Raw genomic sequence first — 17896 nt, forward strand, 5'->3', positions numbered from 1 at the left:
AAGTTCTTAAACCACATTGACGTAGCATAATAACATGATGATTTTTTTATTCAAAAGAAAAAACCTGAAAAATAGCGGAATAGGCAGAAGACTTTATTCAGGTCTTTCCCACAGTATCATTCCGTCTATCATTCAGGTAATTCAAGGGTTATTTTTCTCATTTAAGTTAGATGACTAAGAAATCTCTTATTCACTTATCGGTGTATTTTCAAAAACAAGCTGGTCATTCAACACTTCTATCGTCACTTTTGTTTTCGGCAGAACACGTCCTGCAACGATTTCTTTAGCCAGAGGTGTTTCTACCTCCCGTGTAATGAAACGTCGCAATGGTCTTGCGCCATAAGCGGGTTCGTACGAATGCTCTGCGATCCATTTTTTGGCTTCTTCTGTAATGGATAACTGAATGTCTTGATTTTCCAATCGTTGAGACAATTGAGCAATAATTTTATCCACGATACCTGTAACATTGGCTAGGCTTAGTGGCGTGAACAAAATTGTATCATCGATACGGTTCAAGAACTCTGGTTTAAAATGACCGCGTAATAGCGAACGAACATTTTCAGCCACCGATTCTGGAATCGTTCCTTCCCCAGTCACACCATCTAATAGTATTTGCGAGCCAATATTGCTCGTCATGATCAAGACCGTGTTCTTGAAATCTACCACTCGACCTTTTGAATCCGTCAATCGGCCGTCATCCAATACTTGCAATAAAATATTGAAAACATCTGGATGGGCTTTTTCGATCTCATCCAATAAGACGATCGTATAAGGGTTACGGCGAACAGCTTCTGTCAGTTGGCCACCTTCTTCAAAACCAACATAACCTGGAGGTGCTCCGACTAAACGTGACACAGAATGTTTCTCCATGTACTCACTCATGTCAATCCGCACCATATGATCTTCTGAATCAAACAGATTGACGGCTAACGCTTTGGCTAACTCGGTCTTACCGACTCCTGTTGGCCCTAAGAATAGGAAAGAACCTAATGGTCGATTCGGATCTTGGAGACCTGCACGGGAACGGATCACCGCATCACTTACTGCATCGACTGCCTCGTCTTGGCCAATCACGCGTTGATGGAGTGTTTCATTCAATTTCAGTAGTTTTTCCCGTTCGCCTTCTACCAATTTCGCAACCGGAATGCCTGTTAGGCGACCAACAACTAGTGCAATTTCGTTTTCAGTCACAGATTCTTGCACCATTCGAACGCCTTCCGCTTGGTTTTTTGCTTCCAATTCGGCAAGTTCTTTTTCTAATTGCGGAATCGTTCCATGGCGTAAAACAGCAGCGCGCTCTAAATCATAATTATTTTCAGCATCTTCTAATTCATGTTTGGCTTTGTCGATTTCTGCCCGTTTATTGGAAACCGCATTGACTTCATCTTTCTCAGTTTCCCATTGCATCTTCATGGTATTGGCTTCTTCCCGCAAATCAGCTAATTCTTCTTGCAGGTTTGCCAACCGTTTTTTAGAAGCATCATCCGTTTCTTTTTTCAATGCGGCTTCTTCAATTTCCAGCTGCATTAAACGTCGCGTGACTTGATCGAGTTCAGTTGGCATTGAATTCATTTCTACGCGGATCGTTGCACTCGCTTCGTCAATCAGATCGATTGCTTTATCCGGTAAAAAGCGATCGGTAATATATCGATCAGACAATGTCGCTGCAGCAACTAGTGCATTGTCATGAATGTTGACCCCGTGATGGATCTCAAAGCGTTCTTTTAGTCCCCGCAAGATCGAGATGGTATCTTCAACCGTTGGTTCCTTGACTAAAACTTTTTGGAAACGACGTTCCAAAGCTTTATCTTTTTCCATATATTGACGGTATTCGTCCAATGTTGTTGCACCGATCGTATGAAGTTCGCCACGAGCCAGCATTGGTTTTAGTAAATTACCAGCATCCATGCTGCCTTCCGTTTTGCCGGCACCCACGATATTGTGGATCTCATCAATAAATAAGATGATCCGTCCTTCAGATTTCTTGACTTCTTTCAAGACCGCCTTCAACCGTTCTTCAAATTCACCACGGAATTTTGCTCCAGCGATCAATGCGCCCATGTCTAAAGAGAAAATCGTTTTGTCTTTTAAGTTTTCCGGTACATCTTTTCTAACGATTCGTTGCGCCAGTCCTTCAACGATCGCTGTTTTACCGACACCAGGCTCTCCAATCAAAACAGGATTATTTTTGGTTTTTCTTGAAAGAATACGGATCACATCGCGGATCTCTTCATCCCGGCCAATGATCGGATCCATTTTTCCACTGCGGACTTGTTGAACGAGGTCCACACCATATTTTTCTAAGGCTTTGTATTGTTCTTCTTGGTTTTGAGATGTCACACGTTCTCCCCCTCTCAAAGATTCAATGGTTGCTTTTAATTCTTTTTCATTGATTCCTTGACCTTTTAAGTAATTGGTCAATGGATGGTTTTTTAGTTTCATTAATGCGAGTAAAACGACTTCAGTCGATAAATACTCATCATTGAACTCTTTTTTTAGTTGGTCTGCTTCAGAAAGCAAACGAAATAAGTTTTGACTCATGCTTTGTCCGTATTGAACATTGCCACCTTCAACAGATGGGATTTCATCCAATAGTCGGTCAACTTCCTTCTCGAAAGCATCGACATCAAGACCAGCGTCCGTATAAAAATTGCGGCCAAATTGATTGGCTTGCAATATAATTTTCCATAAATGAGCGATATCGATCTCCTGATGATGGCGTGTTACCGCTACTTGTTGTGCTTCTGCAATGGCACTTTGTAAAGTTGTTGTCATTTTTTCTGGGTTCATTGTTCTACCTCCCCGTCATTTCTAGGATTTCTCCTACATTGTAGTATACCACTTTGGTCAGTAATGGTCAAAAGATATGCAAGCACTTTTTGACTTTCTTTTTTAGCAAACTATCAGCAAAAGTTGACACGAGGAAAGCTAAGATGTTATGCTTAATGAACAATTTCTACGGAGGAAAAGCAGATGTCACGCTACTATTTTAAATTTATCTTTAAATTTATCAGAAAATCTGCTCTTAACAAGAACACGATGAAGCATTGTTAAGAGCCTACAAGCGCCGAGCGCATCTGCTTCATCAAAGACTCGGAGTGAGGTTTCTTTCTCATGCCCTGGTTTTTGATGGATACTAAAAAGATTGTAAGCTGTAGACAATGACTGTCTATGGCTTTTTTATATGGAGGAAAATCATGTTAACACTATCAAATCTATCGCAACAATTCGGCGACAAAATCTTGTATGAAGAAGTCAGCGTTCAAATCAATCGTGGCGAGAAAGTCGGACTGATTGGACGAAACGGTGCCGGAAAAAGTACCTTGATCAAAATCATTACCGGGGAGATTCTTCCTGATGAAGGCCAGGTCACTTTCCCAAAAAATCTGAAAATGGGCTATTTGGATCAATATGTCAATGTGGACGAAACCCAAACCATTCGCGATTTCTTACGCTCAGCCTTTGCTGCTGATTTTGAAAAAGAGGCAAAAATTGCTTCACTATATGGTGAATATGCTGAAACATTGGATGATGAGTTACTTGAAAAAGCCGGTGAATTACAAAATCAATTGGATCAAGGTTCCTTCTATCAAATGGACACACTGATTGCTGACTTAGCGGAAGGTCTGGGCATTGCCATTCTTGGTATGGAGACCCCACTGGTCAATTTAAGTGGTGGGCAGCGATCAAAATTAATCTTAGCAAAAATGTTATTGGAAAAACCCGATATGCTGATCTTGGATGAACCAACCAATCACTTAGATGATGAGCACATCAAGTGGCTGGTTCAATTTCTCCAAGATTTCAATGGCACCTATTTGGTGGTTTCTCATGACCAACAGTTTCTCAACCAGATCACGACGCATATCATCGATATCGAGTTTGGCAAATTAACGAAATATACCGGCAATCTCGAAAAATCACTGAAGCTCAAAGCGTTGCAAAATGAAAGTTATTTGAAACAATATGAAGCCCAACAGGCACATATCAAGAAAACGGAAGCCTATATTCGAAAATATAAAGCGGGTTCTCGTTCTACGATGGCTAAAAGCCGAGAAAAACAATTAGCGAAAATCGAACGATTAACGCCACCAACAGATGCGCCGACACCGCATATTGCTTTTCCTTATGCCCCTATCGTCACAACATTGGCGTTGGAAACAACACACTTAGAAATTGGCTATGACAAACCGCTTTTGTCACCGATCGATTTGACGATACGCTACGGTGAAAAAATCGCTATTCGCGGGTTTAATGGAATTGGGAAATCAACGTTGATCAAGACACTCTTAGGTCAGATACCGGCTATCAATGGATCGGTTTCATTTCCCCAACACACAAAATTCAATTATTTCTCGCAAGACTTAACTTGGGAACAACCATTACAAAATCCTTTGCACTATATGAGCGATAAATTTCCTAAAGCTACAATCAAAGAACTACGCCGCCAATTATCCCGTGCAGGATTGCCGAGTCAGCTGGCACAAGAAGCGCTAAAATCATTGAGTGGTGGCGAACAAACAAAAGTCAAACTTGCTGAAATGATGATGATCAAAAGCAATTTTCTTCTATTGGATGAGCCTACTAATCATATTGACCAAGCAACCAAAGATAATCTGAATGCAGCACTGGCTGATTTTCAAGGAACTGTCTTAGTGGTTTCCCACGAAGCCGATTTCTACGAAGACTTTGCAGATCGAATTATTGAATTAAGTGAATAAGTACGACACTAAAAAATCTCGAAGAAGTGCCGAAATTTCAGCGAACTAGCTGAAGTTTTTGAGGCATGCCTTCGAGATTTTTTTGATTTAGATTTAATAGGAGAAAGAAAAAGTTTCATTCCTTTGCTGACGCTTTTTCGTTCTTCAACTCTTCCAACTCAGCACTCATGGTTTTGCGTTTTTCCAAAATGACATAGACGAAACCGATCACGAATGGCCAAATAAAAGTAGCAAATCGATAAAGCAACATCGATGACGCTGCATCAACAGTCCCTACCATTGGTCCAAAAAGTAACATATAAACAAATTCAAACGAACCGATTCCAGCCGGCGTAGGAATAACACCCGATAGGATCACTGCAAAACTGACAAAAGAAAGCGTCAGTAAGAAGTCGATTTCTGGATGTTTAGGTGCCAATACTACATAAGGAATCACATACCAAGCAGCCAATTTAACGACATTCCAGAAATAGATCCGTAAAAAAGCCGTACGATCACGGAGAATCGAATAGACTGTCTCCCGTAACGAGTAAATCTGCGTATTGCAAGTATCGATGATTTTGCGCATGCTCTTACTTTTGAAAAGTTTGTCGCTGATTACCACAAAAGCGACTTGAACGTTGACACTTACAGAAAGTGCAAGTAAAAAGGCAATAATCAGAAAAGTAACGACCATACCAGCTAATATCACCCAAATCATATTTGGGGCTTTCTCAAAGAATAAAGAAAATTGAATCACTAGCCCTGCGATAGCATAAGTCAAGACCGCCAATTTATACATGACCATATGCAGCGTAGTCACACCTACACCTTGTGACAATTTCAATCCATTTTTACGATAAAAATTGACTTCTGATATCAACGTCCCAGCACCAAAAGTAATAATTCGATAGAATCCAGAGTAACAAACGGTAAATAAGCCGTCTTTCGTTGTAAACTCCGGTTGAAATCCTACAGCGATCTCTTTGACGGAACGTCCTTCAATAAATAAGTAAATTGTTCCTAACGCCATCACTGCTGTAACGATCGACAGACTGGTTTGTCTTAATTCCGCCAAAATATCAGTCATAGAGCTGCGAATAAAATAGTACATCGCACCTAAGATCACGACCATTAATAGCAGGTTTAAGGCAAATTTCACTTTTGCTTTCATTTTTAACTCCTTAGGCAAACTTAATAAACAATAGAAGATCTACAATCACACCGAAAGCAAAAAAAATATAAAATTTACGTTTGCGTGTTTTATGGTGAAAAACGCGTTGCGCGATCAATCCACCGATTCCGCCGCCAATCAATCCCATAAACAACAGATTCCATTCAGGGACACGCCATTTTTTTCTTACGGCTTGGTATTTATCATACCCCATCAAGCCAAAAAGATAAAGATTCGCTATAAGTAAATAAAACCACAATGGATTTTGTATAAATTCTGTCATCATTTCTCCTCTGGTTGATATTATTTAGCATCCAAGTCTTCTTCTTGAACACGGACACGAAGTGCCTGTTTCATCACCTTCATTTTAACAGGCAGATTATCTGTCGGATCGCCATCAGTTCGTGTATAAACAGTTTTTTCCTGAGCACGAATCTCAATTTCATTTGCAGTAAAGTACTCGACACCTGGCACTTTCGCAATACGACCACGTATGATCCGGGGCAAATAAATAATGAATTCCAATAGATTGAGTTTTGGCAATAAAATCATGTGAAACAGCCCGTCATCTGGTCGTGCCAACTCGTCGAAATTGGTAAATCCGCCAGCTGAATTGGACATGACTACTGTTAACAATTGACTCTTGCCACGCCAGCGTTTTCCGTCTGCAATAATTTCTAATTTGTATTGTTTCTTTTTGAATAAATAATGGAAAAACCGCTTGGTAAAAGCGAGTGGTCCGAACTGTTGTTTTTCTTCTTGCGAAGTAGCCGCTGCCGTATCGGCCAGCAATCCGATGGTCATCGTCGAGATCATCATGGAGTCATTGACCAATCCATAATCAATTTGTCGATCAGTCCCATTCAATATCGTTTCAAATGCTTCTTCAGGTTTGAGAGGAATCCCTAACATACGGGCAAAGTTATTGACCGTTCCGCCTGGAATAATTGCCACTGTCAGCTTATCTAACTGATCCACAAATGTTTGCAGCGCATGATGGATTGTACCGTCTCCACCAATGATTGCAATCGTATCGATTTGATGTTCTTTCGCATTTTTTTGGATTGTTTCCGGCTCAATATCAGGATTGGAAGGTTGCAAGACTGCTTCACTTTTAGGATCATGTTCTTCTAGATAGTTCTTAAAAGACTCTGCAGTATCCTTGGCATCGCTTTTACCAGCCGTATCATTATATAAAACCATGATCTTCATATTTTTCACTTCCTAAATAAAATAGGGCTGCGAATGGTGCAGACTTCTGCATCAAGTCTCAGCCCATTATTCAACTCATTTTTCATTATCAAGCGATATTTTTCTACTTGAAAACGAAACAAAATAAAGTTCTACTGTGCGTTTTTTTCGGCAATCTTCACGATTACATCAGTTGCTTTTTTCATTGATTCCAAGGAAACAAATTCATAGCGTCCATGCATATTTTCACCACCGGCAAAAATATTTGGTGTCGGAATCCCTAAATAAGAGATCTTCGATCCATCTGTTCCGCCTCGAACTGGTTCGATCACTGGCTCGATACCCAGATCTTCCATTGCAGACTTAGCTAACTCAATAATACTCATGTCTTTTTCAATGATTTCTTTCATGTTGTAGTATTGATCATATAAATCCATTTGGATTCTTGCTTCGTCAAATTGGGCATTCATTTTTTCTTGGATTGTAAGCAATTGTTTTTTACGATTTTCAAACGTTTCACGATCATGATCACGAATGATATACGCCATTTTTGCTTCTTCGACGGTTCCATTCAACGCCATCAGATGGAAAAAGCCTTCCGCACCATCGGTTTTTTCCGGCACTTGATCTGTTGGCAATTGATTATGAAAATCAATCGCCAATTGCAAAGCATTGATCATCGTATCTTTTGCGGTTCCTGGGTGCACATTTTTCCCTTGGATCGTCAGTTCAGCTTGGGCAGCATTGAAAGTTTCATATTGCAACTCACCCACTGGACCGCCATCCATGGTATAAGCAAAATCAACATTGAAATCAGCCACATCAAATTTATCAGCCCCCACCCCAATTTCTTCATCTGGTCCAAAGGCGATTTTGATTTCTCCGTGTTTGATTTCAGGATGGTTAAGCAAAATTTCCATCGCCGTCAAAATCTCTGCGATACCTGCTTTGTCATCGGCTCCTAAAAGCGTGCTGCCATCTGTCGTAATCAATGTTTCTCCACGATAATTTTTCAAATTAGGAAAGTCTTTGATATTCAGTGTAAATTTGCCCTCTTTATCCAATTTGATCGTTGACTCACCGTCATAGTTTTCAATAATTTGGGGATCCACATTCACCGCGTTAAAATCCGCCGTATCCATATGTGCGATAAATCCAATGGAACGAACTGGTTCGGAAACATTACTTGGTAACGTACCAATCACAAAACCATTTTCCTCATTATAATGGACATCATGAAGTCCTAATTCTTCCATTTCTTTTTGCAATGTCTTGGCAAACGCCACTTGCGTTTGTGTGGAGGGTGTTGTTTGGCTTGTCGCATCAGAACGAGTTTCCGTCTTTACATATCTTAAAAAACGCGGTAATAAATTTTCGTACATAATTGATCACTCCTATTTATATTGGAATGGATTTGTGGAAGTCTCTGAAGGAATAAAGTCTACCTGCCAACCTTCTTCCGCTTTCCATTCATTGAATTTTTTGATAAAACGAGGGATACATTCCCGTTCAATGTTATGACCTGGATCGATTGCCGTCAAGCTGTTTGCTTGTATATCATGAGCGGTGTGATAACTGATGTCTCCAGTAATATACACATCTGCTTTGGCCTTCACGGCTTCTTGATAAAACTGTTCGCCACTGCCGCCGCATATAGCAATCCGTTGAACGTTTTGCCGCTTTGCTTTTGGTTCGATCAAACGCAACCCCTCTAACTGAAAAACACTTTTGATTTCATCGATGAAATCTTCCAACAAAACAGGTGCTTTTAATTGACCTACTCGCCCGATCCCATAATGCTGAGACAAGTTATCCAAGGAATAAAGGTCATAGGCGGGTTCTTCATAGGGATGCGCCTCAACCATCGCTTGCAACACCTTTTCGGTGATGGTTTCTGGGAAAATCACTTCGATTTTTGCTTCTTGTACCGACTCTTCTTCCCCAATTTCACCAATCGCAGGATGCGCATCCTCTTGAGGAGTAAAACGGCCGGTACCAATCAGAGAATAGCTGGTGTTTTGATAATTTCCTTGCTGTCCAGCTCCAGCTTTTCCTAAAGCTTTCCTCATTGATGCGCCTTGCTCAATTGGAACAAAAACAGCCAATTTTTTCATTTTGATTGTATGGGTGGGAACGAGATACGTGGTTTCTTCTATTCCAAGCATTTCACAAAACCAGTCATTCAGCCCATCATGAATAATATCCATATTCGTATGCGCAGCATAGACTGAAATATTATGTTTGATCAAATCCATATACATTTTTTGTTGCGGATCATCGGCTCTCAAACGACGTATGGAACGAAAAATCGGTGGATGTTTGGCAACAATGAAGTCTACTTGTTTTTCAATTGCTTCTGCAACGACTTCTGGACGAACATCTAGTGTCATCATTACCCGTTGGATCTCATTGTCCAACGTTCCGATATGCAATCCCACTGGATCACCATCTTCTGCTAACCATTGCGGACAATATCTTTCGAAACGTTCAATAAACGTTCTAGCTAACATTATTCCAGCACCTCCTTGATCCAATCAATCTGTTCGTTTAACTCACTTATTTTATCTTGAGGAGGAATTGCCGCTTTCTCTAGTTCTTGCAAAACGATTTCTCGCTGCTGCAATTCATGGGCCCATTTTTTATAAAAAACGAGATTTTTTTCTTTCAATAAACACGGGCCAAAAAATAATTCTTGTGGTGTATAGATTTTACTGCCTTCTTCAGCTACGATGATTTCGTAGTTTTTATGGTTTTCTTCAATCAGTTCTTCGTGTAAAATCATGTAATTATTCTCCTGAAGCCATTCTCGCAAAGTCCGCTCCCCCACATTGGGTTGCAAGACAAGGCGCTCCTTCCCAGTAATTTTCTGCTGAGATTTTCCATTTTCTAAAATTGTTCGAATCAAAGTGCCACCCATACCAGCAATAACCACCGTATCAATCTGATCATCAGGTTGGATTGCAGCTAACCCATCTGCTAAGCGAACAGTGATTTTGTCGCTCAAGCCATTTTTTTCGACTTGCCGTGAAGCAGATTCGAATGGTCCTTTTACAACTTCACCTGCTACTGCATACTGAATTTTATTTTGTAGCATCAATGCCACGGGTAAATAGGCATGATCTGATCCAATATCTGCCAAGCGGGCTTGATCCGGAATCTGTTCGCCAACACGAGTCAATCGCAGGGATAATGATTGTTCGTTCATAACGTCACTCCTTCAGAAATAGTATATCATTCTTTATTGCATTTTAAAGGGAGAGTTTTTACTCCTTTTATTTACGGCTTTACTTCGCCTAGAGTTACTTTTGCACTTTTCGTAAAGAAAACTTGCATATCTTGCTTTTCAAACCAATCGTTGTGATCCATATGAAGGTTACTGCGCTCCCTTCGGCCGCCTAGTACTGCTCATCATCTGCTCTGTCTTGCTTCGCAAGCCAATCGCAGTGATTCATACGAAGGTTACTGCGCTCCCTTCGGTTACCTAGTACTGCTCATCATCTGCTCTGTCTTGCTTCGCAAGCCAATCGCAGTGATTCGCAGCAAAACGCGTTGTCCGTTGGGACAACGCGTGGGGTTATTGCACAATTTCAACTGTTTTGATTGAATTTCCTGGAACTTGAGGTGGGATTGACATAGTCATTACTGGCAAGCCTGACAATGTGACTTGGACCGTTGTTCCTTTGGTCAACTCAGAAACTTGACCTTCAAATGATTCTTGCGGTGCGTGTAGGATCACGCCGTCTGTTTGAAAGTTAGGAACAATCGTTTCTTGATCGTCGACTGCTTCGATATCATTTAGAAAAATCTGTATCGTTTCGTTGTCGCCAGCTGTTGCATTTTCTTGAAGAACTCCTGTAAAAATAGTCGTTGCCTCGCTTTCGACAGTGCTATTTGTCGTGCTTTCATCGTTTTTAGTTGTTTCACTCATCGAATCATTATCTGACGGCGAACCGCAGGAAGCTAATAATAAGGTTGTCAAAGCCAAACCTAAAATCGTCAATTTCTTCATAAGAAGTTCTCCTCTCTTCTATATTTCCGAATTCCGGCGATTTTTGCCAGTCATTTGGATCTCTTTTGTCAAGTAACGAATTCGTTCCATGATCCGCTTGGCTTTCAATGGCTCTGATTCTCCACGTTGAGTAACGGATAGATGCTTCTCTAACTCTTGCATGGAAAAGTTAGAGGAAAAGAACGTTGGCAGTTGTTCTTGCATCCGATATTGCAGAATGACACCAAAGACTTCATCACGGATCCAGCTGCTCATGGCATCTGCACCAATATCATCCATCATTAGGATGGGGGCTTTTTTAACTGCATTGAGTTTGTCGCCAACCAAGTCTTTGCCGATTGCTTGTTTCATTTCGACAGCAAATGTCGGGAAGTGAACAAGGGTCGTCGTATAACCTGCTTCCGCAAGGTCCCGGGCAATTGCCCCTAGTAAATAAGTTTTGCCGATCCCAAAACTTCCCACCAGATATAATCCTTTGTGAAAAGCCCTTGGATCGTTTTTTAGGTTTTCAATAAACTCGACTGCAGCCATCAAAGCTTCGCCCCGGCCGGGAGTACTTTCATACTGAGCAAAATTGGCCTCTTGAATATCTTTCGGCATATCCATTGCTTTGATGCGACTACGGATCTCTTCTTGTCGTTGATGCGCTAAAAGCTCTTGCGTGGGCACATAAGTGACATCGATAAAATGAAAGTTCAACGCTAGTCGTGGCTCATATCCAGGTGCGATCATCGTAGGGTCATTCAAACGAAACTTTCGTTTTTCTTGAACAAATTCATAGAGTTTCGCATAACTTTTTTGGATATCTGCATCTGTCAGTTCCTCCCGATGTTCTGCAATGAATTCTTTGACATCCGGATCTTTCAATACGTCCCCCATCATTTCTGAGAAACGATCGCGATAGTTTCGTTTGTCTAAAATTTTTGATAGATTCTTCCCAACATCTTCCATTAATTGTCACCTGCTTTCTTTTGCAAGTAGGCTTGCAGTTTTTTGTCGATCTCTGCCTGACGTTCTGGGGATAATGTCGTTTCTTCAACTGGTTTTTCGGCCCAGCTTGGCAGTTTTTCTTCACGAATGATCTTTTTAGACGGGCTTTGCGGCCGTGTGCGTTTTTCTTTTGCTTCTTTAACTAAGTCCCGTACATGCTTGATCGCTTCTTCCGCGGTTTTTACTTGCAATTCAGACCATTGTGCCGCAATGTTATTGACATAACTTGCTGGCAAAGCCGCATTGTTCTGTACCACTAACACATAATGAATAAGAACATTGATCACACTATTGGATAATGGCGAGCGTTCCACTAAGCTTTTTAGCAGCCATTGTTCGGAGTCTGTGACAAAGCTCTTTTTTTCAGCTTTGATTGCTTTCAAGAATGCCATCGGCGCATTATTCTCACTTTCGCGGATCAATGCTAGATCGTTATCACTATACCCATTTTGTTTTAATGTATTAAATCGTCGGATCTCTTCATCTGAAGTGGGATCCACTTTATTTACAGTTTTGGTAAAACGCGTCCGTGTTTTTTGTAAAATCAATTGTTCTAATGCCTTCTGATCGATTTTCCCAGTAGTTAAAGAAACCGAATCTGTCATCAGATCCAACAGCTCCATCACATCATAGCCGTATAATGAATGGTATAGGAGTAGTTTTTGCCGAAAATCTTTATCGAAATTGTCTGCACGGATGTAGCGACGTTGAGCTTCATAAAGAAGAAAATCCCAATCTAGTTGTTGTTCATCTAACACCAGTCTGCTTTGAGTGTCTTGGAATTTGCCATTGACTTCCTGTAATTCCTCTTCATTGGCTGCAAATTGTTGTGTATCCAAGCGATAAGCATCCATAAAAGAAGCCGTAACTTCTTGATAGCCTTCTGCTTGCCATTTTGCTGGTTGGAACAACGAAACAAGTTGTCGAAACTTTCGCTCTCCAACATGGTTAAGCAATAAGAAACTATAGAGTTCATCTTGAAAGAAATCGCTCGCATGAACTGGCTCTTGCAGGTGATACAAAAATGTGATTCCTAACTCGTCATCTTCTTTTTCAAACGTTTTGAGTAAGCCGATTCCTTCTAACTTATTTCGTGCTTGAATAAAACGCTGTAACCCTACATTCATCGCATTCAAAATATCTAGATGAATAAACTCACTTTCTTGCGGATCCTGCTGATCCGCAGTCAGTGTCAGATAGAGTGCTAAGGCATCACTTTCGATGATTGGCTGATAAAGATGAATCAGCGCATCCTTCCCTTCAGTTGTTAGTGGACGACTTTTGAAGACACGATACAATTGATTTGGTAATATGTTGCCCACCATTCAGGGACCTCCTATTCCTCTTGATTGTCTGCTGTTTCTTGCGGATCACTTGGTTCTTTTGCCTTTTCAACGATGTCCTGCAATTCTTTTAAGAAGACTGACATATCTTTGAATTGGCGGTAGACACTAGCAAACCGAATGTAAGCAATCTCATCTAAGTCGACTAGATCTTCCATGACATATTCGCCAATCATCGTTGTCGAAACTTCATTTTCACCTAGTGCTCGCACACGATTCTCCACATGATCAACAATTTTTTCCATTTGTTCCATTGTAACGGGTCTTTTTTCAGCAGAGCGTATCAACCCTCTTAATATCTTTTCACGATTAAATTCTTCACGAGCGCCATTTTTCTTAATAACTAATAATGGTGCTTCTTCAATTCGTTCAAATGTGGTAAATCGATAACCACAGTTTTCACATTCGCGGCGGCGGCGAATCACGCGACCATCGTCGGCTTGGCGGCTATCAATCACTCGAGAATTGTTATGATGACATTTTGGACATTGCATAGTTCCACCCCGTTCTCTCTTCCGTGTCTCGAATGATGGCGAGACAGCGATGATTTATATGCTTAATTATAACATGAAATTCTTTTATCTAATAGGTAAAGTCTTTCAAGCGAAAGAAATATTACAAATTTAAATAATGTGACGGTTGTTTTTTTAGCCACAAAAGAAAAACGACAGAATCAATTCTGTCGTTCTCCTCCTTATCTCATTTGTAACAGTGACACAAACTCATCCAGAGTTTCCCGTTGTTCCATTTGTTGGTTGCATTGCTCACTGTCGCGACAAATGTAATTTCCTCGTTTGGTGTATGTTCCATCGCCACCACTTTTTGTCAACGATAAAAACATGGAGACAGTAGACTCATGCTGACATAAAGGACAGATTCCTTTTTTTACTTCTGTAGATAAATGACCATAGATTCCTTGGTAGCCTTTTTGAGTATTTACGATCATAAATTTACTTTGACTGCCGATGTCATCCCAAGCCAAATACGTATAATCACGAAGGTCTGTTTGGGAAAAATCAGGTACTTTTAATTTTTTTACTTTACGAAACAGTTTCTCTGTTTGTTTGACTGAAGGCACTTGAAAAGGTCGGACATTCTTTTTTAGTGCTTCAAGAATGGTCAAGCTCTTTGACATCGTCAAAGATGAATCAAAAAATTGACGAATCAGAGACTGTGCTTCTTTGTCCTCCTCAGAAAAAAATGGTTGAATGGCTTCTTCAGTTAACATTTCAACTGTGCGAATCGTATGGCGATCATTAACAGACTGATAAGTCCGAACTAATTGTTGGACTTGATGTTTGATGAAATGAAATTGATAGGGTTCAATGGTGGTCATAATAGATATCGATCCTCTCTTTAATGAAAAAACAAAAGATATTACTGATAAATTCCTCTGACCACAGTCAAGGACAATGCAGAATTCAGCATTTGTTGACCACCTCCTGGACTTCCCTTTTTTTTATGGAAAGTCATTGGCTATTATAGTTTTTCCTTCAGGGGTTGTCAATCATTGTCCGCAGACAGCATCCTTTTCTTGTCAAAGTGGAATTATTGATACCTTTTAAAACAGGATTTCCTTCTTTTTTATCTATTTATATTGATTGACGAATATGGTTTATCATAAAAAAACTCCAGATCCTGTCTAGAGTTTTTCTTCGATTCCTGTATAATGTTTCAAATGATCAGCATCCCGTCGTTCGGTTGAAGAGATCTTTGCAGCATCTGTGTCTTCATTTTCGTTTAACAATCGGTCCCGACCAAGTGTTTCTGATGTTTTATCACCTGGTTGAGCATCTAATTCATCATGCCGATCCTCAATTTCGTCTACCTGTTGTTGACGGTGATCTTTTTTGGCTTTTGCTTCATTTGCCTGTTCTTTTCCTTCTTGTTCCATTTTTTCATTATTGATCCATTCACCAATTTTTTCTTTTGCAGAACCAACAATTACATCTTTTTCGTCTTTCAATGATCCCATGATGATTCCTCCTTTTTTATTAGCATAGCAAGAATTTCTTCGATTGACAAAAGATACGTATGCGCTTCATTTAAAGATATGGTATACTGAATCAAATTTTCAGAATATTCTTTGACAAGGAGCAGTTTATGGACATCTTAAATTTTGAAGACATCCAGTTGGTTCGCAAGCAAACTGTTTTGTTGCAAGACATCAACTGGCAAATTGCTAAAAATCAGCATTGGGCACTTTTAGGATTAAATGGTGCTGGCAAAACACTTTTATTACAACTGATCATTGGGATGATCTGGCCGACTTCTGGCAAACGGCAAGTTCTAGGTCAAGTCTACGGAAAAACATCTGTGCCAGACCTTCAGCGCAGAATTGGTTGGATAAGTGCGACCTTGCAAGAGAAGATTCCTGCTCAGGAGCTCTCAGAAATGGTCGTTCTATCGGGAAAATATGCTAGTATCGGTATTTATCAAGACTACCAAATGAAAGACTTGAACCAAGCTATTGCCATTCTTTGTTCAACTGGCGGCAGTCAACTGATTGGCCAGCCATTTCATCAGTTATCTCAAGGGGAACGTCAATTAGTCTTAATCAGCCGCGCTTTGATGGCAAATCCCGAATTGTTGATTTTAGATGAACCTTGTAATGGATTGGATCTTTTTGCTCGAGAAGAATTGCTAAGTCGAATTGGCGAGATGGCGCACAAGGAATCACCTACGTTGATTTATGTGACCCACCATACAGAAGAGATTTTACCGATTTTTGACCATATCATGATGCTGAAAAATGGTAAAATCCACGCTTCTGGCAAGCGCCAGCAAATTTTTAACGAAAAAACGTTATCTGCTTTTTATGGGAAACCTGTTTTTTTCCATGAAGTCACTTCCGATCGCCTGGCAGTTTTACCAAAAAGCAACTCACTAAACAAAAAATGAAACAAAAAAAGAGACAGCGACAACCAAAGCCTCTTTCCAGATATCCTTTCTAACTTCAGTTTCCAGCAAACGACAAAATAATGCGTCAACTGTTAGCTTTTCAGAAATAAAGGGGGCTCCTTTGTGCCGGTGTCTCTGTCTTAATTCTTTCTTTTAGCAAGCCATTCTTGAACTTGCGTCTTAACTTCTTCAATGGTTCCTTGATTGTCAAAGAGGATATCTGCCCGTTTGCGCTTCTCTTCTATTGGCATTTGACTATTGATACGTTGTTGGGCTTCGATGCTGGTTAAATGGTCTCGCTTCATCAGTCGCTGCAACTGGATCGATTCCGGAAGATAGACGACCGCTACTTGATCTAGCAGGGATTCATAACCAGTTTCGTATAACAAAGGAATATCTACGATCACAAGATCAGCTTTTGCTTTCATGACTTCAATCTGTCGTAGGATTTCTTTACGGATAAAGGGCCCTAATGTGCGGTTCAGCAATTCCCGTTTATTGTCATCCGCAAAAATGATTTTTCCTAATTTTTTCCGAGCTAGTGTCCCATCGGGATTGATGACCTCTGGCCCAAAAACAGTTTTGATTTTTTCAAGCCCTGGCATCCCTGGCTCCACCACTTCACGAGCAACGATATCAGCATCGATGATTGGGATACCAGCTTCTTCAAAGCACTTGACAACGGTACTCTTGCCAGTAGCAATCCCGCCCGTTACACCTACAACCAAGCTCATCTTTCTGTCCCCGCGTGTAATTGCTGGCAGAATGGACAATAGTGGGTCCCTCGTTGTGCAACTTTTGTTTTTACGATCGGGGTACCACAGCGGACACAAGGATTGCCGGTTTGACCATAAACGTGTAGAGAGACTTGGAAATGCCCCGCTTCGCCTAACGCATTCAAATAGGTCCGAATCGTTGTGCCTCCTGCCTCCACTGCTCGGGCTAAGACATCAATGATCGCCCGATGCAACAAGTTAATTTCGGCTTCATTCAGTGTCGCTGCCGATTGCTCAGGATGAATCTTTGCTTCCCATAAAGCCTCATCCACATAGATATTGCCTAAACCTGTCACAAGCTTTTGATCTAAAAGCAGCGGCTTGATGGCTTTTTTTGATTTCTTTAGGTCACGAGTAAAGTCTGTCAACAGAAACAGTTCCGGCAATGGTTCCGGCCCCAACTGCATGATTCCTTTATACGTACTGCTCTGGTCTTTTTCAACTAAAGTCATACGTCCAAATTTTCGCACGTCCCGATAATGCAATTCACTGCCATCAGTGAAATGAAAAATCACATGCGTGTGTTTGTCCGGCACCCCTTCTTTTTCAAAAAATTCATACTTGCCTTCCATGCGTAAATGGGAAATCAGATCATAATCGGTCAATTTGAAAATCAAGAATTTGCCTCGACGATCAAAAGCTTGAAATTGTTGTCCTTTTAGCATCGCTGCAAAAATCGGTACTTCTGGAGATTCAATGATCCGGGGCCAACGAATCTCCATTTCTTTGATCGTTTTATTTAAAATCAGTTTCTCTAGTCCTCTGCGAACTGTTTCCACTTCTGGTAATTCCGGCACAACATTTCACCTCAT

17 protein-coding genes are annotated in these 17896 nt (G+C 40.7%); 2 read left to right on the forward strand and 15 right to left on the reverse strand.

Features of this window, described 5'->3' with window-relative positions:
- Positions 1-186 precede the first annotated feature (186 nt).
- Entirely contained in the window at positions 187-2790 is a 2604-nt protein-coding gene (clpB, locus tag HED61_RS11400; protein ID WP_219645046.1) for an ATP-dependent chaperone ClpB, read from the reverse strand.
- A gap of 407 nt (positions 2791-3197) precedes the next feature.
- On the opposite strand from clpB, the gene HED61_RS11405 reads away from it, so the two are divergent.
- Positions 3198-4721 (forward strand): ABC-F family ATP-binding cassette domain-containing protein, encoded by a 1524-nt coding sequence (locus HED61_RS11405; protein WP_005471413.1) that lies wholly within the window; start codon positions 3198-3200, stop codon positions 4719-4721.
- Between the two features lie 115 nt (positions 4722-4836).
- Here the strand turns inward: HED61_RS11405 and HED61_RS11410 are convergent, their stop codons facing one another.
- The 12 genes from HED61_RS11410 to HED61_RS11465 form a co-directional block, all read right to left on the reverse strand.
- The gene (locus HED61_RS11410) at positions 4837-5874 is read right to left on the reverse strand and encodes a lysylphosphatidylglycerol synthase transmembrane domain-containing protein (RefSeq protein ID WP_219645045.1); all 1038 of its coding nucleotides are present in this window, start codon (positions 5872-5874) and stop codon (positions 4837-4839) included.
- Between the two features lie 10 nt (positions 5875-5884).
- The gene (locus tag HED61_RS11415; protein ID WP_005471409.1) at positions 5885-6157 is read right to left on the reverse strand and encodes a DUF1294 domain-containing protein; all 273 of its coding nucleotides are present in this window, start codon (positions 6155-6157) and stop codon (positions 5885-5887) included.
- A 20-nt stretch (positions 6158-6177) separates the two neighbouring features.
- A complete protein-coding gene (locus tag HED61_RS11420; RefSeq protein WP_103300801.1) occupies positions 6178-7086 on the reverse strand; it encodes a diacylglycerol/lipid kinase family protein in 909 nt (302 codons plus the stop codon).
- Between the two features lie 131 nt (positions 7087-7217).
- A complete protein-coding gene (gene pepT, locus HED61_RS11425) occupies positions 7218-8447 on the reverse strand; it encodes a peptidase T (RefSeq protein WP_003126503.1) in 1230 nt (409 codons plus the stop codon).
- 12 nt (positions 8448-8459) lie between these two features.
- Positions 8460-9575, reverse strand: a complete 1116-nt coding sequence (locus tag HED61_RS11430) for a Nif3-like dinuclear metal center hexameric protein (RefSeq protein WP_103300799.1) — start codon at positions 9573-9575, stop codon at positions 8460-8462.
- Positions 9575-10270, reverse strand: a complete 696-nt coding sequence (locus HED61_RS11435) for a tRNA (adenine(22)-N(1))-methyltransferase (RefSeq protein WP_103300798.1) — start codon at positions 10268-10270, stop codon at positions 9575-9577. Before HED61_RS11435 ends, HED61_RS11430 begins: the two co-directional genes overlap by 1 nt.
- Positions 10271-10639: 369 nt before the next feature.
- Positions 10640-11074 (reverse strand): hypothetical protein, encoded by a 435-nt coding sequence (locus HED61_RS11440; protein WP_003126500.1) that lies wholly within the window; start codon positions 11072-11074, stop codon positions 10640-10642.
- An 18-nt stretch (positions 11075-11092) separates the two neighbouring features.
- On the reverse strand, positions 11093-12025 hold the full coding sequence (dnaI, locus tag HED61_RS11445) for a primosomal protein DnaI (protein ID WP_138371988.1): 933 nt from the start codon (positions 12023-12025) through the stop codon (positions 11093-11095).
- Positions 12025-13386 (reverse strand): replication initiation and membrane attachment family protein, encoded by a 1362-nt coding sequence (locus tag HED61_RS11450; protein WP_219645049.1) that lies wholly within the window; start codon positions 13384-13386, stop codon positions 12025-12027. Before HED61_RS11450 ends, dnaI begins: the two co-directional genes overlap by 1 nt.
- Positions 13387-13400: 14 nt before the next feature.
- Entirely contained in the window at positions 13401-13901 is a 501-nt protein-coding gene (gene nrdR / locus HED61_RS11455; RefSeq protein ID WP_003126495.1) for a transcriptional regulator NrdR, read from the reverse strand.
- A 200-nt stretch (positions 13902-14101) separates the two neighbouring features.
- The gene (locus HED61_RS11460) at positions 14102-14743 is read right to left on the reverse strand and encodes a FusB/FusC family EF-G-binding protein (RefSeq protein ID WP_113849644.1); all 642 of its coding nucleotides are present in this window, start codon (positions 14741-14743) and stop codon (positions 14102-14104) included.
- A 306-nt stretch (positions 14744-15049) separates the two neighbouring features.
- Complete coding sequence (locus HED61_RS11465) at positions 15050-15382, reverse strand: CsbD family protein (RefSeq protein ID WP_135172123.1); 333 nt, start codon at positions 15380-15382, stop codon at positions 15050-15052.
- A 128-nt stretch (positions 15383-15510) separates the two neighbouring features.
- On the opposite strand from HED61_RS11465, the gene HED61_RS11470 reads away from it, so the two are divergent.
- A complete protein-coding gene (locus HED61_RS11470) occupies positions 15511-16308 on the forward strand; it encodes an ABC transporter ATP-binding protein (protein ID WP_113849643.1) in 798 nt (265 codons plus the stop codon).
- A 140-nt stretch (positions 16309-16448) separates the two neighbouring features.
- Here HED61_RS11470 and coaE read toward each other — a convergent pair whose 3' ends face one another.
- Positions 16449-17042 carry a dephospho-CoA kinase gene (gene coaE / locus HED61_RS11475; protein WP_103299815.1) on the reverse strand — a complete coding sequence of 198 codons (594 nt, stop codon included), beginning with the start codon at positions 17040-17042 and terminating at the stop codon, positions 16449-16451.
- On the reverse strand, positions 17039-17881 hold the full coding sequence (gene mutM / locus HED61_RS11480) for a DNA-formamidopyrimidine glycosylase (RefSeq protein ID WP_113849642.1): 843 nt from the start codon (positions 17879-17881) through the stop codon (positions 17039-17041). Before mutM ends, coaE begins: the two co-directional genes overlap by 4 nt.
- Positions 17882-17896 lie beyond the last annotated feature (15 nt).

Source organism: Enterococcus gallinarum (assembly GCF_021496385.1).
GTDB lineage: Bacteria > Bacillota > Bacilli > Lactobacillales > Enterococcaceae > Enterococcus_D > Enterococcus_D gallinarum.